Genomic DNA, 17494 nt, shown 5'->3' on the forward strand with positions numbered 1-17494 from the left:
GCGAATGAACCGCGCGCCACAATGCGCGCTCGCTTCCCCTCTGCTTTCAAGTGCTTTCAAGGATTGCCATGCCTGCTCGTCTTCTCCGCCGCCCCTTCCTTGCTTTTGCCGGCCTCGCGCTGGCGGCGCCGCTGGCCTGGGCCCAGGCCGACTGGCCGCAGCAGCCGGTCACGCTGATCATGGGCTTTCCGGCCGGCTCCGGCGTCGACGTGGTGGCCCGCACCATCCAGGAGCCGCTCTCGCAGAAGCTCGGCCAGCCGGTGATCATCGACTACAAGTCCGGCGCCGCCGGCAACATCGCCAGCGAGTACGTGGCACGCGCGAAGCCGGACGGCTACACCCTGGCCTTCGGCACTGCCGCCACGCACGGCAGCAACGCCGCCCTCTACAGGAAGCTGCCCTTCGACGTCGAGGCCGATTTCGTGCCCGTCGCGCCGGTGCTGGACGTCTCGAACGTGCTCACCGTCAACCCGGACGTGGTCAAAGCGAAGACGCTCAAGGAGTTCGTCGATCTCGTCAAGGCCAATCCCGGCAAGTACAACTACGCCTCCACGGGCAATGGCGCCGGCACCCACATGGCCTTTGCCGAGTTCAACGCGCGCCTCGGCCTCGACATGGTCCATGTGCCTTACAAGGGCGGGCCGGAGGCCATCACCTCGGTGGTGCGCGGCGAGACCTGCTGCATCATGAACCAGGTGCAGACCGTGCTGCCGCAGTACAAGGCGGGCAAGGTGCGGCTGCTGGGCGTGACCACGGCGAAGCCGGTGGCGGCCGTCAGCGAGGTGCCGACCATCGCCTCCAGCGGCATCCCCGGCACGCAGGGCTTCGACAGCTCGATCTGGTTCGGCGTCTTCGCCCCGAAGGGCACCGACGCGCACATCGTCGAGAAGCTCAATGCCGCCATCCGCGCGGTGCTGGAGCAGCCCGAGATCCGCGAGAAGTTCGAGGCGCAGGGCAATACGGTGCGCATCGAGACGCCGGCCCAGTTCAAGCAGACGGTGCATGCCAACCGCGTGAAGTGGGCAGAAGTGGCGAAGGCGGCGAAGGTCAGCATCGACTGACGTTGGCGCGCAGGCGAGACGCAGACGACCATCACTGGCTCTTCTTTCGACTCGCCCGACTGAATGGTTTGATCCGCGCCTCGGCATTCGCGGGGTGTCCATGCGACTTCGCGCAGTTGCCCGGCTGCGCAGATGCCCGAATTTCGCTAGGCTTTGCCTTGCAAGCCGACAACAACGAGCTCGGAGACAAAGCGATGAGCCAGGGCGCACCCCCCCTTCGTCTGCACGTGCCGGAGCCCACCGGGCGGCCAGGCCGCGAGACCGACTTCTCCTACCTGCATCTCTCGGGTGCCGGCGAGGTGCGGCGGCCGCCGGTGGAGGTCGCGCCGGCCGACACCAGCGACCTCGCCTACACGCTGGTGCGCGTGCTCGACGAGGAGGGCCGCGCAGTCGGACCCTGGGTGCCCGAGGCCGACGCCGCACTGCTGCGCCGCGGCCTGATCGCGATGATGAAGACGCGGACCTTCGATGCCCGCATGCTGATCGCGCAGCGGCAGAAGAAGATCTCCTTCTACATGCAGTGCCTGGGCGAGGAAGCCATCGCCACCGGCCATGCACTGGCGCTGCAGCAGGGCGACATGTGCTTTCCCACTTATCGACAGCAGGGCCTGCTGCTGGGACGCGATGACGTGCCGATGGTGGACCTCATTTGCGAGCTGATGTCCAACGAGCGCGACCCGCTCAAGGGACGGCAGTTGCCGGTGTGCTATTCGATGAAGCGCGCCGGCTTCTTCTCGATCTCGGGCAACCTGGCCACGCAGTTCATCCAGGCGGTGGGCTGGGGCATGGCCTCGGCGATCAAGGGCGACACGCGCATCGCCTCGGCCTGGATCGGCGACGGCGCCACCGCCGAATCCGACTTCCACACCGCGCTGACCTTCGCGCACGTGTACCGCGCGCCGGTGATCCTCAACGTGGTCAACAACCAGTGGGCGATCTCGACCTTCCAGGCCATCGCGGGCGGGGAGGCCACCACCTTCGCCGCGCGCGGCGTCGGCTGCGGCATCGCCTCGCTGCGCGTGGACGGCAACGACTTCCTGGCCGTGCTGGCCGCCTCGCGCTGGGCCGCGCAGCGGGCACGGGGCAACCTGGGTCCCACGCTGATCGAATGGGTCACCTACCGCGCGGGGGCGCATTCCACCTCCGACGATCCCTCGCGCTATCGGCCGGCCGACGACTGGCAGCACTTCCCGCTGGGCGATCCGATCGCGCGGCTGGCACAACACCTGCGCGGCATCGGCGCCTGGTCGGAAGAGGAGCACCAGAAGACGCAGTCGGAGCTCGAAGCCCAGGTGAGCGCGGCCCTGAAAGAGGCCGAACGCTACGGCTCGCTGGCCGACGGCCACCTGTTCGGCGCGGCGGCGATGTTCGAGGATGTCTACCAGACCATGCCGCCGCATCTGCAGGAACAGCGCCGGCAGCTTTCGCAGTTCCAGAAAGGCTGAAGCACATGCCCGCGATGACCATGATCCAGGCGCTGCGCTCGGCCATGGACCTGATGCTCGCGCGCGACGACAACGTCGTGATCTACGGGCAGGACGTGGGCTACTTCGGCGGCGTGTTCCGCGTCACCGAGGGCCTGCAGGCCAAGTACGGACGCTCGCGCGTGTTCGACGCGCCGATCTCCGAAGGCGGCATCGTCGGCTCGGCCATCGGCATGGGCGCCTATGGGCTCAGGCCGGTGGTGGAGGTGCAGTTCGCCGACTACTTCTATCCGGCCTATGACCAGATCGTGTCGGAGGCGGCGCGGCTGCGCTACCGTTCGGCCGGCGACTTCTTCGCGCCCATCACCATCCGCATGCCCTGCGGCGGCGGCATCTACGGCGGGCAGACGCACAGCCAGAGCCCGGAGGTGCTGTTCACCCACGTCTGCGGTCTGCGCACGGTGATGCCCTCGAACCCGCGCGATGCCAAGGGCCTGCTGATCGCTTCCATCGAGAATGACGACCCGGTGATCTTCCTGGAGCCCAAGCGGCTCTACAACGGCCCCTTCGACGGCCATCACGACCAGCCGCTGGTGCCCTGGTCGCAGCACCCGCTGGGCGAGGTGCCCGAGGGCTACTACACCGTGCCGCTGGAATCGGCCGCGGTGTTCCGGCCCGGCAGCGCGCTCACGGCCCTCACCTACGGCACGATGGTCTTCGTCTGCGAGGCGGCGGCGCGCGAGACCGGCCTCGACGTCGAGATCATCGACCTGCGCAGCCTGTGGCCGCTGGACCTGCCCACGCTGGTGGCCTCGGTGAAGAAGACCGGCCGCTGCGTGATCGTGCACGAGGCCACGCGCACCAGCGGCTTCGGCGCCGAGCTGGCGGCGCTGATGCAGGAGCACTGCTTCTACCACCTCGAGGCGCCGATCGAGCGCGTCACCGGCTGGGACACGCCCTACCCGCATGCGCAGGAGTGGGCCTACTTCCCCGGGCCGGCGCGTGTGGGCGCCGCCTTCCGGCGCGTGATGGAGGACTGAGCGAATGGGCGAGCTCGCGATCAAGGTGCCGGACATCGGCGAAGGCATCGCCGAAGTGGAGCTGGTCGCCTGGTGGGTCCAGCCGGGCGAGACGGTGGCGGAAGACCAGGTGCTGGCCGACGTCATGACCGACAAGGCCACGGTCGAGATCCCTTCGCCGGTGGCCGGCAAGGTGCTCGCGCTGGGCGGCACGGTGGGACAGCTGATCGCGGTGGGCGCGGAGCTGATTCGCATCGAGGTCGAGGGAGACGGCCGTGCCGAGGTGAGCGCCACGCAGACGACGGGGCCCGCGCTCGCGCCTTCGCCCGCACCAGCACCTGCACCGGCACGTGCACCTGCACTCGCCCCCGCCCCCGCCGCCGCAACTGGGCTCGCACCCGCGCCCCCTCAGGCGCGCGCACCCGCGACCGCGGCCGTTGCCCACGCGCCCGCGCAGCCGGGCGAGCGCCCCATCGCTTCGCCGGCCGTGCGTCGCCGGGCATGGGAGCTCGGCATCGACCTGCGACAGCTGCCCGCCAGCGGCACGGCAGGCCGCATCGTGCAGGCCGACCTCGACGCCTGGCTGGCCCGCCATCCCGGGGCGCAGCGTGCGCCGCAAGCCGCCACGAGCGCACCGCTCGGCACCGAGCGCCACGACGAAGAAGCCGTGCCCATTACCGGCGTGCGCCGCCGCATCGCGCAGCGCACCCAGGAGTCCGCGCGCCGCATCCCGCACTTCACCTACGTCGAGGAAGTCGATGTCAGCGACGTGGAGCGCCTGCGCGCGCAGCTCAACGAACGATGGGACGGCAAGCGTGCGCACCTGACGCTGCTGCCCCTGCTGGTTCGCGCGCTGGTGCTGGCGGTGCAGCGCCATCCGCAGGCCAATGCCCGCTTCGACGACGAGGCCGGCGTGCTCACCCGCCACGGCGCGGTGCACGTGGGCATCGCCACCCAGACCGAGGCCGGCCTGATGGTGCCGGTGCTGCGGCATGCCGAGGCCCGCGACCTGTGGTCCAGCGCAGCCGAGATCGCCCGCCTGGCCGCCGCCGCGCGCGCCGGCCATGCCACGCGTGACGAGCTGAGCGGCTCCACCATCACCATCACCAGCCTCGGGGCGCTCGGGGGCATCGCCTCCACGCCGGTCATCAACCTGCCCGAGGTGGCCATCGTGGGCGTCAACCGCATCGTGCTGCGGCCGGTCGTGCGCGACGGCGCGATGCTGCCGCGCAGCATGATGAACCTGTCCTGCTCCTTCGACCACCGCGTCATCGACGGCCAAGGCGCGGCCGAGTTCGTGCAGGCGATGCGTGCCGCGCTGGAGTCTCCGGCCCTGCTTTTCGTCGATTAGGGCCTGTTAACGCACGGCGTCGCGCGCCTTGACGGGCGGGCTGTGGTGAGCTTCGCGACCCCTTGCATCGCGTCGACAGGCCCTGGCAGCGGGTTTGCGAGCGTGTGACATCGGTGCCGCGACTCCTAGAATCCGCCGCATGGGGTCCACCAGAGCATGGTTGATGGGACTGGTCCTCCTGGCTCATGCGGCAGCGGCGGCCAGCGCTGAAGCCGTGTCTCCCGCAGCGCCTCCCGCCGCCGCACCCCGTACCGTGGTCCTGATGCAGCTCGATGGCGCCATCGGCCCGGCCTCCGCCGACTATGTGCACCGCGGCCTCGCACTGGCCGCCGCCAAGGAGGCGCGGCTCGCGGTGCTGCAGATCGACACGCCCGGCGGGCTCGACACTTCGATGCGCAGCATCGTCAAGGACATCCTCGCATCGCCCGTGCCGGTCGCGACCTTCGTGGCACCCAGCGGCGCGCGCGCCGCCAGCGCCGGCACCTACATCCTCTACGCGAGCCACATAGCCGCGATGGCGCCGGCCTCCAACCTGGGCGCGGCGACGCCGGTGGCGATCGGCATGCCCACACCGGGCGGCCGGCCGGATTCGAAACCGGTCGACGGAGACAAGAACGACAAGAACGACAAGAGCCCCGAGCATGCAGGCGACACGATGACGGCCAAGCGCCTGTCCGACGCCTCGGCCTACATCCGCAGCCTCGCGCAGCTGCGCCATCGCAATGCCGAATGGGCCGAGCAGGCGGTGCGCGAGTCGGTCAGCCTGTCGGCGCAGGAGGCCCTGCAGAAGCGGGTGGTCAACTACATCGCGCGGGACGTGGCCGACCTGCTGGTCCAGGTCAACGGCCGCGACGTGGAGATGGACCGCGGCACCGTGCGGCTGGCCACGCAGCGCGCGCAACTGCTGGTGTTCGAGGCCGACTGGCGCAGCCGCATGCTGTCGGTGATCACCGAGCCCAGCCTGGCGCTGATCCTCCTGATGATCGGCATCTACGGCCTGCTGTTCGAGTTCTCCAGTCCCGGCTTCGTGCTGCCCGGGGTGGTGGGTGCGATCTCGCTGACGCTGGCGCTCTTCGGCCTGCAGATGCTGCCGGTCAACTACGCGGGCCTGGCGCTGATCCTGCTGGGCGTGGCCTTCCTGATCGCCGAGGCCTTCCTGCCGAGCTTCGGTGTGCTGGGCCTGGGCGGCATCGCCGCCTTCGCTTTCGGCGCGGTGCTGCTGATCGACAACGATGCGCCGGGCTTCGGCGTGCCGCTGTGGATGGTCGCGCTGAGCAGTGCCGTCTCCGCACTCTTCATCATCGTGGTGGCGGGCATGGCGGCGAAGGCGAGGCATCGTCCCGTGGTCAGCGGCGTCACGACCCTGGTGGGTACCACGGGCGAGCTGGTCGAGTTCGCCGATGGCGAGGGCTGGGCGCAGATCCAGGGCGACTACTGGCGCGTGACCGGCACCGGCGACCTGTACGCGGGCCGGCGGGTCCGCGTGAGCGGCGTGCAGGGCAGCGCCTTGCAGGTGGCGCCGGAAGGCCAGGAGGCGGCCGCCAAAGCCTGAATGCGCTGACTATGTTCCTCAATCTCAGCATCGCGCTCGTCGTCCTCATCGTGGTCTTCGCGGTGGTGATCATTGCTGCCTCGCTGCGCATCCTGCGCGAGTACGAGCGCGGCGTGGTGTTCCAGCTCGGCCGCTTCTGGCGGGTGAAGGGGCCGGGGCTGGTGATCCTGATCCCGGGCATCCAGCAAATGGTGCGCGTGGGCTTGCGCGTGATGGTGCTGGACATCCCGAGCCAGGACGTGATCACGCGCGACAACGTCTCGGTGAAGGTGAATGCGGTGCTGTACTTCCGCGTGGTCGATGCCGAGAAGGCCATCATCCAGGTCGAGAGGTATTTCGAGGCCACCAGCCAGCTGGCGCAGACCACGCTGCGCGCGGTCCTGGGCAAGCATGAGCTCGACGACCTGCTGGCCGAGCGCGAGCGCCTCAACCTCGACATCCAGAAGACGCTGGAGTCGCAGACCGACGCCTGGGGCATCAAGGTGACCAACGTCGAGATCAAGCATGTGGACCTCAACGAGAACATGGTGCGCGCGATCGCGCGCCAGGCCGAGGCCGAGCGCGAGCGCCGGGCCAAGGTGATCCACGCGGAGGGCGAGCTGCAGGCCTCGGTCAAGCTGGCGGAGGCGGCCGAGATCCTCGCGCGCGCGCCGCAGGCGCTGCAGCTGCGTTACCTCGAGACGCTCACGGTGATCGCAGCGGACAAGAATTCGACGATCATCTTTCCGTTGCCGCTCGATATCGTGGGGCCGCTGTTGCGGTGGCTTGACAAGAAGCCCGAGGCTTGACCGGCGGGAGACAGAAAAGCTTCGGCGCCGCATGGCAAGATGCCCGATCCTGTTCTTCCATCGCCCCTGGCCCTCGCATGCTCATCAACTGCGTCGTCTACGAGAACGGCACGAAGCTGGCCGACATTCCCGTTTCCGAGATCAGCGAATACACCTCGCTGCCCGGCTGCTTCGTCTGGGTCGCGCTGCGCGATGCCTCGTCCGAGGAGCTGGCCGAAGTCCAGGCGGAGTTCGGCCTGCACCCGCTGGCGGTCGAGGATGCGCAGCACGGTCACCAGCGGCCCAAGGTCGAGGAGTACGCGGACTCGCTGTTCGTGGTGATGCACCTGGTGGAGCCGGGGCCTGCCGAGTCGCCGGCCGCGCTGTCCCTGGGCGAGGTCGACGTCTTCGTCGGCCGCAACTACGTGGTCTCGGTGCGCAACCGCAGCGGACATGGCTTCGTCGAGGTGCGCGAGCGCTGCGAGCGCGAGCCCGAGCTGCTGCGGAACGGGCCGGGCTTCGTGCTCTATGCGCTGATGGACGCAGTCGTCGACCGCTACTTCCCGGTCATCGACGCCTTCGAGGTCGAGCTCGAGGCCATCGAGCAGCGCATCTTCACCAAGGGGTCCGCGCGCGAGAACATCAAGCAGCTCTACGAGCTCAAGCAGCGCCTCACGCTGCTCAAGCACGCCGTCGCCCCGCTGCTCGAGGCCACCGGCAAGCTGCATGGCGGGCGCGTGCCGCAGATCTGCGCCGGCTCGCAGGATTACTTCCGCGACGTGGTCGACCACCTGGGCCGCATCAACAACACGATCGATGCGATGCGCGACACCATCGGCACCGCCATCAGCGTCAACCTCTCGATGGTCACCATCGAGGACAACGAGGTCACCAAGCGCCTCGCAGCCTGGGCCGCCATCTTCGCCGTGTGCACCGCCTTCGCCGGCATCTGGGGCATGAACTTCGAGCACATGCCGGAGCTGAAATGGCGCTACGGCTATTGGGTGGCGCTGGGCCTCATCGCGAGCTCCTGCGGTTACCTGTACTACCGGTTCCGGCGCGCCGGGTGGGTCTAGCGGGCGGTCCTGAGCTAGGAATCCCGGGCGCCTGCGAACAGGTCGAGAACCTTCCGGAACAGGGCGCTTCCGGCCGACGCGAAGGGTTCCAGCAAGCTGAAGTGATCGGCCCCGGGTTCGATGTGCAACGCAGATCGATTGCCGGCAGCGCTCCACGCCGCATGGAAGTCCCGGCTCTGCGCCACGAAAGCCGGCGTTTCCGCTTCGCCCACGACGACCAGTGCCGGCGCGGCGCCCGCGTGCACGCGGTGCAGGGGCGAGCAGGCACGCGCACTGGCCGCGTCGAGCTGCAGCTTGTCATTGAGCGTGGTCTCCACCAGCGGAGCCAGATCGTAGATGCCGCTCAACGCCGCCACGCCCGCGAACGGTGTTGCGCCGTCGCGCTGCGCGAGCGCCAGCTCGACCGCGATATGGGCCCCGGCCGAATGGCCCGCGAGCACCAGCGCGCCATCATGGCCGGCCTGCGCGCGAATCGCCGGCACGCAGGCGCGCGCCGCCTCGACCAGCGCCGCCACCGAGACCTCCGGACACAGCGGGTAGTTGACCAGCGCAACGTGAATGCCGGCCTGCGCATAGGCCGGCGCGACGAAGCGGAAGGTCGACTTGTCCCGCGATTGCCAATAGCCGGCGTGGAAGTAGGCCAGCGTCCCGTGCGGCCTGCCGCGCGCCGGAAAGAAATCGAAGCTTTGGCGTGGATGCGGGCCGTAGCGCAGGTCGATCACGCAGTCGCCGGCGGCCACCGCGGCGCGGCTGCGGGCCTCGTAGTCGGCGAGCAGGGCCGGGAAGCCGGGGCGCGCCTGCCCGTGCACGTACTGGTACTGGAAGTCGTCGTTCATGGGGGTCGCCCGGTCTCGGTTCGAAGCGCGCTCATCGTCCGAAGCGCCACGTGTCTTGATGCATTCTTCCAGATGCAGCGCTCGCGCGCGCCGGAGCAGGAGGCCCTCTCCTACATGGCAGCGCACGTGTGCGCGCCCATACTTCGGAGCACTTTTTCCTGCGGAAGCCCTTCGATTGAAAGTCAAAGCCTCGCCCGGAGCCAGCAGCTGGATCGTCGCCGGGGTGCGGCACGAACTGCTCACGCGCGCCCTGCCGGCGCTGCGGCACGACATGGCAGCACCGCTGTCGGTGATGCGCATGAGCCTGCTGCTGCTGAGGCACCGCGTGGCCGCGGGCGACGAGAGCGCCTCGGAGGAGCCGCTCGAAGCGATCTCCCAGCAGGTCGACGCCCTGGCCGAAGGCGTTCGTTCGCTGCGCGACTGGGAACTCGCCGCGAGCGATGACGGTGTCACGCGCAGCGCGCTGGTTCAGCGCTGCACCTCGTTGATGCGCGCGGCCTTCGAGCTGCACGGCATCGGTCTCCACGTGGACGATGCGCTCGTCGCCGGCACGCCGGACGAGCCGCGCTTCCCGGAGGGCGCAGCCCTGCGCTACATGGTGCTGGGTGCGCTGGGCTATCTGCATGACACCACCGAGCGGCTCGCCGCGGTTCGCATCGAGGCCGACGGGCCCGAAGGGCTGCGCTTCGTCGCGACCCGTGGCGACGCCGTCTCGGCCGATCCGATGCCCATCGCGGGCGCCTTGCGCGCGCCGCGCAAGCTGGCCATCGATGCCGTCGCACTCCAGGCGCTGGCGGATGGCCTGGGCCACGCGGTGACAGTCGAGCGCGACACGGTTCGGCTCGCCCTGCGATCCGGCTGAAGCCTGAGTTGCCGCCGGCCGCCGGCCGTCGGCTGAGGCATTTGGTTGTCTTGCACTGCAGCAAAAGCTCGCGTAACTTCCAGTTACCAGCCTTTGCAACACTTCGAGCCTTCATGATCACCAAACGCCGCTTGCTCCAGAGCGTCGCCGCCTCCCTGTGCGGCACCGCCGCGTGGGCCCAGCAGACCCCATCGACCTCCGTGCCGCGTGCCGTCGCACGCGCCGGCGCAGCCCCCGGCGCCTGGCCCAGCCAAGCGCTTCGCGTGCTGGTCGGGTTTCCGGCGGGCGCCTCGCCCGACCTGGCAGCGCGGGCGATCGCCGAGCCGCTTGCCAAGCTCCTGGGCCAGCCGGTGGTGGTGGAGAACAAGCCGGGCGCCAGCGGCAACCTCGCGGCCGACCTGGTGGCGAAAGCGCAGGACGACCACACCATCGGCGCGCTGATCAACGGCAATCTCACCATCGCCAAGCTGCTCAACCCGGCCACGCCCTTCGATCCCGAGAAGGACTTCGCGCCCGTCGGCCTCATCGGCACCGCGCCGCTGGTGCTGGCGGTCGCCGGCAACGCCGTCGGCAAGACGCCGACCGAGCTGCTGCTGTGGGCGCGCAACCTCGGCGACAGGGGCAGGTACGGCACCCCCGGCGTCGGTACGGTGGGCCACCTGGGCATGGAGCTCTTGAAGGCCCGCACCAGCATCGCGCCCCAGCACGTTCCCTTCAACGGCAACCCGCAGGTCATCGAGGCGATGCTGGCCGGCAAGATCCAGCTGGCGCTGCTGCCGCCGGGTCTCGCCAAGCCGCACGTGGCCTCCGGCAAGTTCAAGGCCATCGGCGTCACTTCGCCGCTGCGCAGCCCGCTCTTCAGCGAACTGCCGACCTTGCGCGAAGCCAGCGTGCGCGGCGCTGACCTGGAAATCTGGACGGCCCTCGCCGCGCCGGCCAGTTTGCCCAAGCCCGCGGTGACGAGGCTCAACGCCGCCATGAGCGAGGTGCTGCGCGCCCCCGAGGTCCAGGCGCAACTGCTGAAGGCGGGCTGGCAAAGCCAGGCCGGCACGCCGCAGGCGCTGGCCTACCGCATGCGCACCGACACCTCGCAGCTGGGCGGGGTGATCCTGATGCGGGGCATCCGCTCCACCACTTAGCGCGCCCGCAGGCTGCGCCCACCATAAGGGGCGCTTATGCAAAAACAACGGGCAACGGCGTTCCCCTGGGAACCGCAGGTGTCGATACTCGGGCCAACCCCCCATCGAGGGGCATCCCTTTCAGACATCCTTCGGAGACATCGCCGTGCATCTTTCCCGCAGCCTCATCCTGCTCGCCGCGCTGGCCGCCGCGACCGCATCCGCCCAGACCTGGCCCACCAAGCCGATCCGCCTCGTCGTGCCCTTCGCGGCCGGCGGCGCCAACGACCTGATGGCGCGGGCCGCGGCCGAGGGCGCTTCCAAAGCCCTCGGCCAGCCCATCGTGGTCGACAACAAGCCGGGCGCCGGCGCCACGCTGGGGGCGGATCTCGTCGCCAAGAGCGCGCCCGACGGCTACACCTTCCTGGTGAGCGCGGCCGGTGTGATCTCCAACAGCATGATCAAGAAGAGCCTGCCCTACAAGGACAGCGACCTGGTGCCGGTGAGCATGATCGGCCTCGCGCCCTCGGTGATCCTGGTGCCGGCCAATGCCCCCTACAAGGACCTGAAGGAATTCATCGCCGCCTCCCGCACCGGCCCGGGCTTCCACTGGGCCACCGCCGGCACCGGGAGCACCCCGCATTTCGTCGAGGGCATGCTGGAGACGAAGTACGGCGCCAAACTCGACGTGGTGCCCTACAAGAGCGGCTCGGAATCGATCACGGCGGTGCTCGGCAAGCAGGTCGACGCCACCTCGGAAGCCAGCATCGTCGCGCTGCCCTATCTCAAGAGCGGCAAGCTGAAGGCGCTGGCCAACACCTGGACCACGCGCATCTCCGCCTATCCCCAGCTGGCCACGGCCACCGAGCAGGGCTTCCCGGACGTGCGCATCGCCCACTGGGCGGGCGTGCACGCGCCGCACGGCACGCCCGAGGCGGTGCTCGACAAGATGAGCGCCGCCATCGATACCGCCATGAAGACCCCGGCCATCGCCGAGCGGCTCAAGGGGATGGGCATCGAGCCGATCGGCGGCACGCGCGCCTCCTTCGTCCAGTTCGTCGATGCCGAGCGCGCGCGCCTGGGCGCGGTCGTCAAGGCCACCGGGATGAAGGATGAGTGAGCATGCGCCGCGGGCCCGCCCCCAAGGCGAACACCGCAGCGGCGCAGCGCGGAGCCTCCGAATGAGCGACGCCCGGCTGCGCGCAGGCGCTCGCACCGCAGCGCGCAGCGTGGAGCTTGCCTGATGAGCCCCGGCTTGGCGGCTCCCCGCCATCCCGGCACGCTGCTGCGGCAAAAGATCGAAGCCAGGCGCGGACTGGTCGTGCCGGGCGCCGCCAATGCGCTGGCGGCGCGCGTGATCGAGGACCTGGGCTTCGAGGCGGTGTACCTGAGCGGCGCCGGCCTGACCAACACCTTCTACGGCATCCCCGACCTGGGCTTCGTCCACCTGGGCGATCTCGCGCAGCACACCGCCGCGCTGCGCGATGCGGTCGCGCTGCCCATCGTCGTCGATGCCGACACCGGCTTCGGCAACGCGCTCAACGTGCAGCACGCGGTGCGCACCCTGGAACGCGCCGGCGCCAACGCGATCCAGCTGGAGGACCAGGTCAGCCCCAAGAAGTGTGGGCACTTCGAAGGCAAGGGCGTGATTGCGCAGGACGAGATGCGGGGCAAGGTCAAGGCGGCGGTCGACGCCCGGCTGCATGCCGACTTCCTGGTGATCGCGCGCACCGATGCCGCCGCGGTCGAAGGCCTCGATGCCGCCATCGCCCGCGCCGCGGCCTACGCCGAGGCCGGCGCCGACATCACCTTCGTCGAGGCGCCCGAGTCGGTGGAGGCACTGCGCCGCATCCCGCGCGAGCTGGCCTGCCCGCAGGTGGTCAACGTGGTGATCGGCGGCAAGACGCCCACGCTGGACGCGGCCGAGTTCGGTGCGATGGGCTTCGGCCTGGTGCTCTATGCCAACGCCGCGCTGCAGGGTGCGGTGCGCGGCATGACGCTGGCGCTGCAGGCGCTGCGCGATGGCGGCCGCCTCGATGAGGCGAGCGGACTGGTCGCGACCTTCGCCGAGCGCCAGGCGCTGGTGCGCAAGAAGGAATTCGACGCGCTGGAGCAGCGCTATGCCTGAGCCGATCACCGCGATCGACAGCCATGCCCACGTGTTCCGGCGCGACCTGCCGCTGGCGTCGGTGCATCGCCACGCGCCCGACTACGACGCGTTGCTGACCGACTACCTCGCGCTGCTCGACGCGCATGCGGTCTCGCACGGGGTGCTGGTGCAGCCGAGCTTCCTGGGCACCGACAACAGCTACCTGCTCGAGGCCCTGCGCGCTTGCCCGCGGCGGCTGCGCGGCGTCGTGATCGTGGAGCCCACCTTTGACGACGCCGCGCTGGCGTCCTTGGACCGGCAAGGCGTGCGCGGCATCCGGCTCAACCTCGTGGGCCTGCCCATTCCCGACTTTGCGCAGGCCGGATGGCAGCGCCTGTTCGAGCGCGTCAGCGCCCTCGACTGGCATGTGGAACTGCACCGCGAATCGCGCGACCTGCCGCTGGCCGGCCAGGCCATCCTCGATGCCGGTTGCAAGCTGGTGGTGGACCACTTCGGGCGCCCGGCCCCGGTGCCGGGCGATGACGAAGGCTTCGCCTGGCTGCTGCGACGCGCCGCGACCGGGCGCGTGTGGGTCAAGCTGGCGGCCGCCTACCGCAGCTGGCCCGACGCGCGCGGCAGCGCCGCCTGCGCCGCGGCCCGGGCTCTGCTGCAGGCGCTGGGTGCGGACCGCCTCCTGTGGGGCAGCGACTGGCCGCACACGCAACACCAGGAACTCGCGGATTTCGCTTCCGCCCGGGCCGTGCTGGCCGACTGGGTGCCCGATGCCGTGGCGCGCCGCCGCATCCTGGTGGACACGCCGGCGGCGTTGTTCCGCTTCGCCTGAGCTTTCAAGACAAGAGGCGCCTGCTGGCGCCCGAAGGAGACACCGCCATGTTCCATTCCACGCGCCTCGCGCGCCGCACTTTTCGCGTCGTCGCTGCCGCCGGCCTGCTGCTCGCGGCGGCTGCTGCGCAGGCCCAGGCCGCATCCACATCGACAGGCTCGGGACCGGCCTGGCCGTCCAAGCCGGTGCGCCTGGTCGTGACCTATCCGCCCGGCGGCACGGTCGACGCGGTGGCCCGCATCATCGGGCCCAAGCTCTCGGCGCGGCTGGGGCAGCCGGTGGTGATCGACAACCGCGGCGGCGCGGGCGGCGCGATCGGCGGCGAGCTGGTCGCCCGGAGTCCGGCCGACGGCTACACCGTGATGCTGGACGCCTCCAACCACGCGCAGAACCCGGCGCTGCGCAGCAAGATGCCCTTCGACACCTTGCGCGACTTCGCGCCGGTGTCCCTGCTGGTCAAGGTGCCCAACATCCTGGTGGTGCATCCCGCCGCCCCGATCCGCAGCGTGAAGGACCTGATCGCGCAGGCCAAGGCGCGGCCGGGCGAAATCAACTACGCCTCCTCGGGCAACGGCTCCTCGCCGCACTTGGCCGCCGAGCTCTTCGATTCGATGGCGAAGACGCGCATGACGCACGTGGCCTACAAGGGCGGCGGCCCGGCGCTCACGGACGTGATGGCGGGCCAGGTGCCGGTGTTCTTCGCCAGCCTGGGCTCGGGCCTGCCCTACATCCAGGGCGGCAAGCTGCGGCCGATCGCGATCGGCGGCCGCACGCGCTCAGCGGTGCTGCCGGAGGTGCCGACCATCGCGGAGTCGGGCCTGCCGGGCTACGAGATGTACGAGTGGAATGCGCTCTTCGTGCCGGCCGGCACGCCTGCACCGGTGATCGAGCGGCTGTCGAAGGAAATCGCCGCGACGCTCCAGGACGCCGAAGTGCGGCCGCGGCTGGAAGCCCTGGGCGCCGAGGTGATCGGCAGCACACCGGCCGAGCTCGATGCCTTTCGCCGCGCCGAGCTCGCCAAGTGGGCCCGGCTCGCGAGAGAGAACAAGCTTCAGCTCGACTGAAGCGAAAGCTTGCCGGCGAAAACGTCGGCAAAGGTCGGCCGCGAGCGGGCCAGCCACATCGCCGCCAGCTCGAAGGCCGGCAGGTCCGCGCCGTCGCGCACCTCGGCATAGCGCACGCCTTCGTGGCGCAGCGCATGCACCGAGCGCGGCAGCAGCGACCAGCCCAGCCCGGCGGCCACGCAGGCCAGCACGGTCAGCGTGCGGTTCGCGTCCTGCACGACCTGCACCGGATGGCCGGCGCGCCGGATCGCGCCCAGCAGCTGGCTGCGCAGGGCGGGGATCTGCTCTTCGGGAAACCAGACCAGGCCGTGCCGCGCGATCTCGGCCAGCGACACGCGGCCGTCCTGCGCCACTTCGTAGCCGGCCGGCAGCGCCGCCACCATCGGTTCCTGTCCGAGCCGCAGCTCGTGGACAGGGGCGTCGATGGAGACCGGCGGATGCAGCAGCGCGACATCGATGCGCCCGCCCGCCAGCGCGTCGACCTGCTCGGCGTTGCTCATCTCGCGCAGCACCACCTCCAGCTGCGGATGCTCGGCGCGCAGCAGGCGCAGCGCGCGCGGCAGCACCTCGTAGATGGCATGCGTCACGAAGCCCACCGTCAGCCTTCCCGCGCGGCCCGCGGCAATGGCCCGCGCGCGGTCGGCCGCGGCATCGCCATGGGCCAGGCTGGCGCGCACATCGTCCACGATCGCGAGGCCGGCCTCGGTCAGCGTGGCGCCGCGCCGCGTGCGGGTGAACAGGGGCGTGCCGATCTCGCGCTCGAGCCGGTTCAGCGTCTGCGTGAGGGCCGGCTGCGCGAGCCCCAGCCGCTCGGCCGCGCGGGTGAGGCTTCCGGCCTCGCTGATCGCGAGGATGCAGCGCATCTGGCGCGTGTCCATCAGGGCCTTTCGCGCCGGTCCGGCGGAACGTACCAGCGGGTCGGGGCCAGTTCCGGTTCGTCATGCGCCTGCAGCCGCGCCCAGTGGCGATCGGCGTCTTCCACGAACAGGTCGCGCGCGATCGCCTGGGCCAGGCGCGTGGCGCCGATCGCGAGGCCGGGAATGTCGCCCGCCAGCGCGCCGTGGCTCATGGTTGCGCCCCAGTTGAAGAGCCGCATGCGCGAGAGCGCGGCGGCCGCGTCCGGCGCACCGGACGCACGAGCGCGCAGCTCGAAGCCGGCGCCCAGATAGGGAAAGCGCGTCGGCTCGGGATGGCGCTGCGCCTCTTCGGGCGGCACGTGGCACGCCCAGGTGTCGACCAGCGGTGTGTAGCGCGCGAGCTCGGGCCGGTCGAGCAGGTCGACGTCGAAGCCGGTGCCGAAGATCACCGCATCGAAGCGCTCGATGCCGCCGTTCGGCAAGGTGACCGACACGCCGTCCTCGTCGGGCGCGACGTCCAGCCAGGGTGTTCCCAGCGAGAGTGTGAAACCCGCGTGCGCATCGCAGCGGCGCACGCTTTCCCAGGGCGGCGGCACCTGCTCGTCGAAGATGTAGGTGTAGACGCGCCACTTGCGCGCGTCGTCCAGCCCCTCGAAGCCGCGCAGGAAGCCGTGGCTGGACGCGGCCTTGCTCTTGTTGACCTGTGGCAGGTGAGCCCGGCGCGCGAACAGCTGGACCTCGGCAGCGCCGGCCTCCAGCGCACAGCCCGCGTTGTCGAAGGCCGATGCGCCGGCGCCCAGCACGCCGATGCGCTGGCCTTCCAAGGCCGCGAAATCGATCGCGTCGGCCGAATGGAACACGCGGCCGGCCGCCAGCGGGTCGTCGCGCCGCAGCGATGGGAAGTCGGGCCAGCGCGGTGCGCCGCTGCCGTCGCGTCCCAGCGCGAGCACCAGCTGGCGCGCGCGCACGGTCTCGCGGCGGCCGCCGGGGGCTTCCAGCTCGATCGAGAGCAGCCGGCCGCCCTCCGCGTGCGAGACGGAGCGCAGGCGGACGCCGTTGTCTACCGCCAGGCCGGCGGTATCGCGCACCCACAGCAGGTAGTCGCGCCAGTCGATCCGGCCGATCTTGTGCAGCGCCTGCCATTCCTCGCTGCCGTGCTGCGCCTCGTACCAGGCTCGGAAGGAAAGCGAAGGCACGCCCAGCTCGGGCCCGCCGACCTGCTTGGGGCTGCGCAGCGTCAGCATCCGCGCATAGCTGCCCCAGGGGCCTTCTTCACCGCGGGCGGCGCGGTCGACCACGCGGATGTTGGTCAGGCCCTCGCGGCGCAGCGCGAAGGCGGCGGTCTGGCCGCACATGCCGGCGCCCGCCACCAGCACGTCGAGCACCGGCGAGGCGTCGGTGGCGGATTCGGCGGAGAGCATCCAGGCGGCGGGCGGGACATTGATGCGTTCGAGGTCGGCCCGCGCCTGGCGGGCAAGGGCCTCGAGCGCGGCCCGGTCGCGTTGGCTGGCCGTGAACTGCATAGGCACCGGCGGCAGCGCGGTGGCGGAGGAATCGTCAGGCATGGCCTGAAG

Annotated in this window: 16 protein-coding genes; 13 read left to right on the plus strand and 3 right to left on the minus strand. The window is 70.4% G+C overall.

The window, feature by feature from the left end:
* The first annotated feature begins 68 nt into the window (after nt 1–68).
* The 7 genes from J2739_RS09130 to corA all read left to right on the plus strand — a co-directional run bounded on the left by J2739_RS09130 (nt 69) and on the right by corA (nt 8250).
* Entirely contained in the window at nt 69–1061 is a 993-nt protein-coding gene (locus tag J2739_RS09130; protein WP_309900706.1) for a Bug family tripartite tricarboxylate transporter substrate binding protein, read from the plus strand.
* 194 nt (nt 1062–1255) lie between these two features.
* Complete coding sequence (locus J2739_RS09135) at nt 1256–2506, plus strand: 3-methyl-2-oxobutanoate dehydrogenase (2-methylpropanoyl-transferring) subunit alpha (RefSeq protein WP_309901105.1); 1251 nt, start codon at nt 1256–1258, stop codon at nt 2504–2506.
* A 5-nt stretch (nt 2507–2511) separates the two neighbouring features.
* On the plus strand, nt 2512–3525 hold the full coding sequence (locus J2739_RS09140; protein ID WP_309900708.1) for an alpha-ketoacid dehydrogenase subunit beta: 1014 nt from the start codon (nt 2512–2514) through the stop codon (nt 3523–3525).
* A 4-nt stretch (nt 3526–3529) separates the two neighbouring features.
* Nucleotides 3530–4855, plus strand: a complete 1326-nt coding sequence (locus tag J2739_RS09145; protein ID WP_309900709.1) for a dihydrolipoamide acetyltransferase family protein — start codon at nt 3530–3532, stop codon at nt 4853–4855.
* 163 nt (nt 4856–5018) lie between these two features.
* Nucleotides 5019–6407: an NfeD family protein gene (locus J2739_RS09150; protein ID WP_309900711.1), complete on the plus strand. Its 1389-nt coding sequence runs from the start codon at nt 5019–5021 to the stop codon at nt 6405–6407.
* A gap of 11 nt (nt 6408–6418) precedes the next feature.
* The gene (locus tag J2739_RS09155; protein WP_309900713.1) at nt 6419–7195 is read left to right on the plus strand and encodes a slipin family protein; all 777 of its coding nucleotides are present in this window, start codon (nt 6419–6421) and stop codon (nt 7193–7195) included.
* 77 nt (nt 7196–7272) lie between these two features.
* Entirely contained in the window at nt 7273–8250 is a 978-nt protein-coding gene (corA, locus tag J2739_RS09160; RefSeq protein ID WP_309900715.1) for a magnesium/cobalt transporter CorA, read from the plus strand.
* A 14-nt stretch (nt 8251–8264) separates the two neighbouring features.
* Here corA and J2739_RS09165 read toward each other — a convergent pair whose 3' ends face one another.
* Nucleotides 8265–9086, minus strand: a complete 822-nt coding sequence (locus J2739_RS09165) for an alpha/beta hydrolase (protein ID WP_309900717.1) — start codon at nt 9084–9086, stop codon at nt 8265–8267.
* Between the two features lie 175 nt (nt 9087–9261).
* Here J2739_RS09165 and J2739_RS09170 point away from each other — a divergent pair, with 175 nt between their 5' ends.
* The 6 genes from J2739_RS09170 to J2739_RS09195 all read left to right on the plus strand — a co-directional run bounded on the left by J2739_RS09170 (nt 9262) and on the right by J2739_RS09195 (nt 15063).
* On the plus strand, nt 9262–9948 hold the full coding sequence (locus tag J2739_RS09170; protein ID WP_309900719.1) for a histidine kinase: 687 nt from the start codon (nt 9262–9264) through the stop codon (nt 9946–9948).
* A 113-nt stretch (nt 9949–10061) separates the two neighbouring features.
* Entirely contained in the window at nt 10062–11087 is a 1026-nt protein-coding gene (locus J2739_RS09175) for a Bug family tripartite tricarboxylate transporter substrate binding protein (protein WP_309900721.1), read from the plus strand.
* Nucleotides 11088–11232: 145 nt separating this feature from the next.
* Nucleotides 11233–12186, plus strand: coding sequence for a tripartite tricarboxylate transporter substrate binding protein (locus J2739_RS09180; protein WP_405053853.1), 954 nt, complete (start codon nt 11233–11235; stop codon nt 12184–12186).
* 123 nt (nt 12187–12309) lie between these two features.
* Nucleotides 12310–13194 carry an isocitrate lyase/PEP mutase family protein gene (locus J2739_RS09185; protein WP_309900723.1) on the plus strand — a complete coding sequence of 295 codons (885 nt, stop codon included), beginning with the start codon at nt 12310–12312 and terminating at the stop codon, nt 13192–13194.
* Nucleotides 13187–13999 carry an amidohydrolase family protein gene (locus J2739_RS09190; protein WP_309900725.1) on the plus strand — a complete coding sequence of 271 codons (813 nt, stop codon included), beginning with the start codon at nt 13187–13189 and terminating at the stop codon, nt 13997–13999. The genes J2739_RS09185 and J2739_RS09190 overlap by 8 nt, the downstream gene beginning before the upstream one ends.
* 47 nt (nt 14000–14046) lie before the next feature.
* Nucleotides 14047–15063, plus strand: a complete 1017-nt coding sequence (locus J2739_RS09195) for a tripartite tricarboxylate transporter substrate binding protein (protein WP_309900727.1) — start codon at nt 14047–14049, stop codon at nt 15061–15063.
* Here the strand turns inward: J2739_RS09195 and J2739_RS09200 are convergent.
* Together J2739_RS09200 and J2739_RS09205 are read right to left on the minus strand one after the other, a co-directional pair.
* A complete protein-coding gene (locus J2739_RS09200) occupies nt 15051–15941 on the minus strand; it encodes a LysR family transcriptional regulator (RefSeq protein WP_309900729.1) in 891 nt (296 codons plus the stop codon). The two genes, J2739_RS09195 and J2739_RS09200, sit on opposite strands and share 13 nt — an antisense overlap.
* Nucleotides 15941–17485: an NAD(P)/FAD-dependent oxidoreductase gene (locus J2739_RS09205; protein ID WP_309900731.1), complete on the minus strand. Its 1545-nt coding sequence runs from the start codon at nt 17483–17485 to the stop codon at nt 15941–15943. The genes J2739_RS09200 and J2739_RS09205 overlap by 1 nt, the downstream gene beginning before the upstream one ends.
* Nucleotides 17486–17494: the final 9 nt, after the last annotated feature.

This window comes from Variovorax soli, from assembly GCF_031454625.1.
In the GTDB taxonomy this organism is placed as follows: Bacteria; Pseudomonadota; Gammaproteobacteria; order Burkholderiales; family Burkholderiaceae_C; genus Variovorax; species Variovorax soli_A.

What these genes read in the sequence shown, in the direction of transcription:
- J2739_RS09175 (WP_309900721.1), top strand. Translation starts at nt 10,062, where the DNA reads ATGATCACCAAACGCCGCTTGCTCCAGAGCGTCGCCGCCTCCCTGTGC.
- J2739_RS09130 (WP_309900706.1), top strand. Translation starts at nt 69, where the DNA reads ATGCCTGCTCGTCTTCTCCGCCGCCCCTTCCTTGCTTTTGCCGGCCTC.
- J2739_RS09205 (WP_309900731.1), bottom strand. Translation starts at nt 17,485, where the DNA reads ATGCCTGACGATTCCTCCGCCACCGCGCTGCCGCCGGTGCCTATGCAG.
- J2739_RS09195 (WP_309900727.1), top strand. Translation starts at nt 14,047, where the DNA reads ATGTTCCATTCCACGCGCCTCGCGCGCCGCACTTTTCGCGTCGTCGCT.
- J2739_RS09150 (WP_309900711.1), top strand. Translation starts at nt 5,019, where the DNA reads ATGGGACTGGTCCTCCTGGCTCATGCGGCAGCGGCGGCCAGCGCTGAA.
- J2739_RS09185 (WP_309900723.1), top strand. Translation starts at nt 12,310, where the DNA reads ATGAGCCCCGGCTTGGCGGCTCCCCGCCATCCCGGCACGCTGCTGCGG.
- J2739_RS09145 (WP_309900709.1), top strand. Translation starts at nt 3,530, where the DNA reads ATGGGCGAGCTCGCGATCAAGGTGCCGGACATCGGCGAAGGCATCGCC.
- corA (WP_309900715.1), top strand. Translation starts at nt 7,273, where the DNA reads ATGCTCATCAACTGCGTCGTCTACGAGAACGGCACGAAGCTGGCCGAC.
- J2739_RS09135 (WP_309901105.1), top strand. Translation starts at nt 1,256, where the DNA reads ATGAGCCAGGGCGCACCCCCCCTTCGTCTGCACGTGCCGGAGCCCACC.
- J2739_RS09140 (WP_309900708.1), top strand. Translation starts at nt 2,512, where the DNA reads ATGCCCGCGATGACCATGATCCAGGCGCTGCGCTCGGCCATGGACCTG.
- J2739_RS09190 (WP_309900725.1), top strand. Translation starts at nt 13,187, where the DNA reads ATGCCTGAGCCGATCACCGCGATCGACAGCCATGCCCACGTGTTCCGG.
- J2739_RS09165 (WP_309900717.1), bottom strand. Translation starts at nt 9,086, where the DNA reads ATGAACGACGACTTCCAGTACCAGTACGTGCACGGGCAGGCGCGCCCC.
- J2739_RS09200 (WP_309900729.1), bottom strand. Translation starts at nt 15,941, where the DNA reads ATGGACACGCGCCAGATGCGCTGCATCCTCGCGATCAGCGAGGCCGGA.
- J2739_RS09155 (WP_309900713.1), top strand. Translation starts at nt 6,419, where the DNA reads ATGTTCCTCAATCTCAGCATCGCGCTCGTCGTCCTCATCGTGGTCTTC.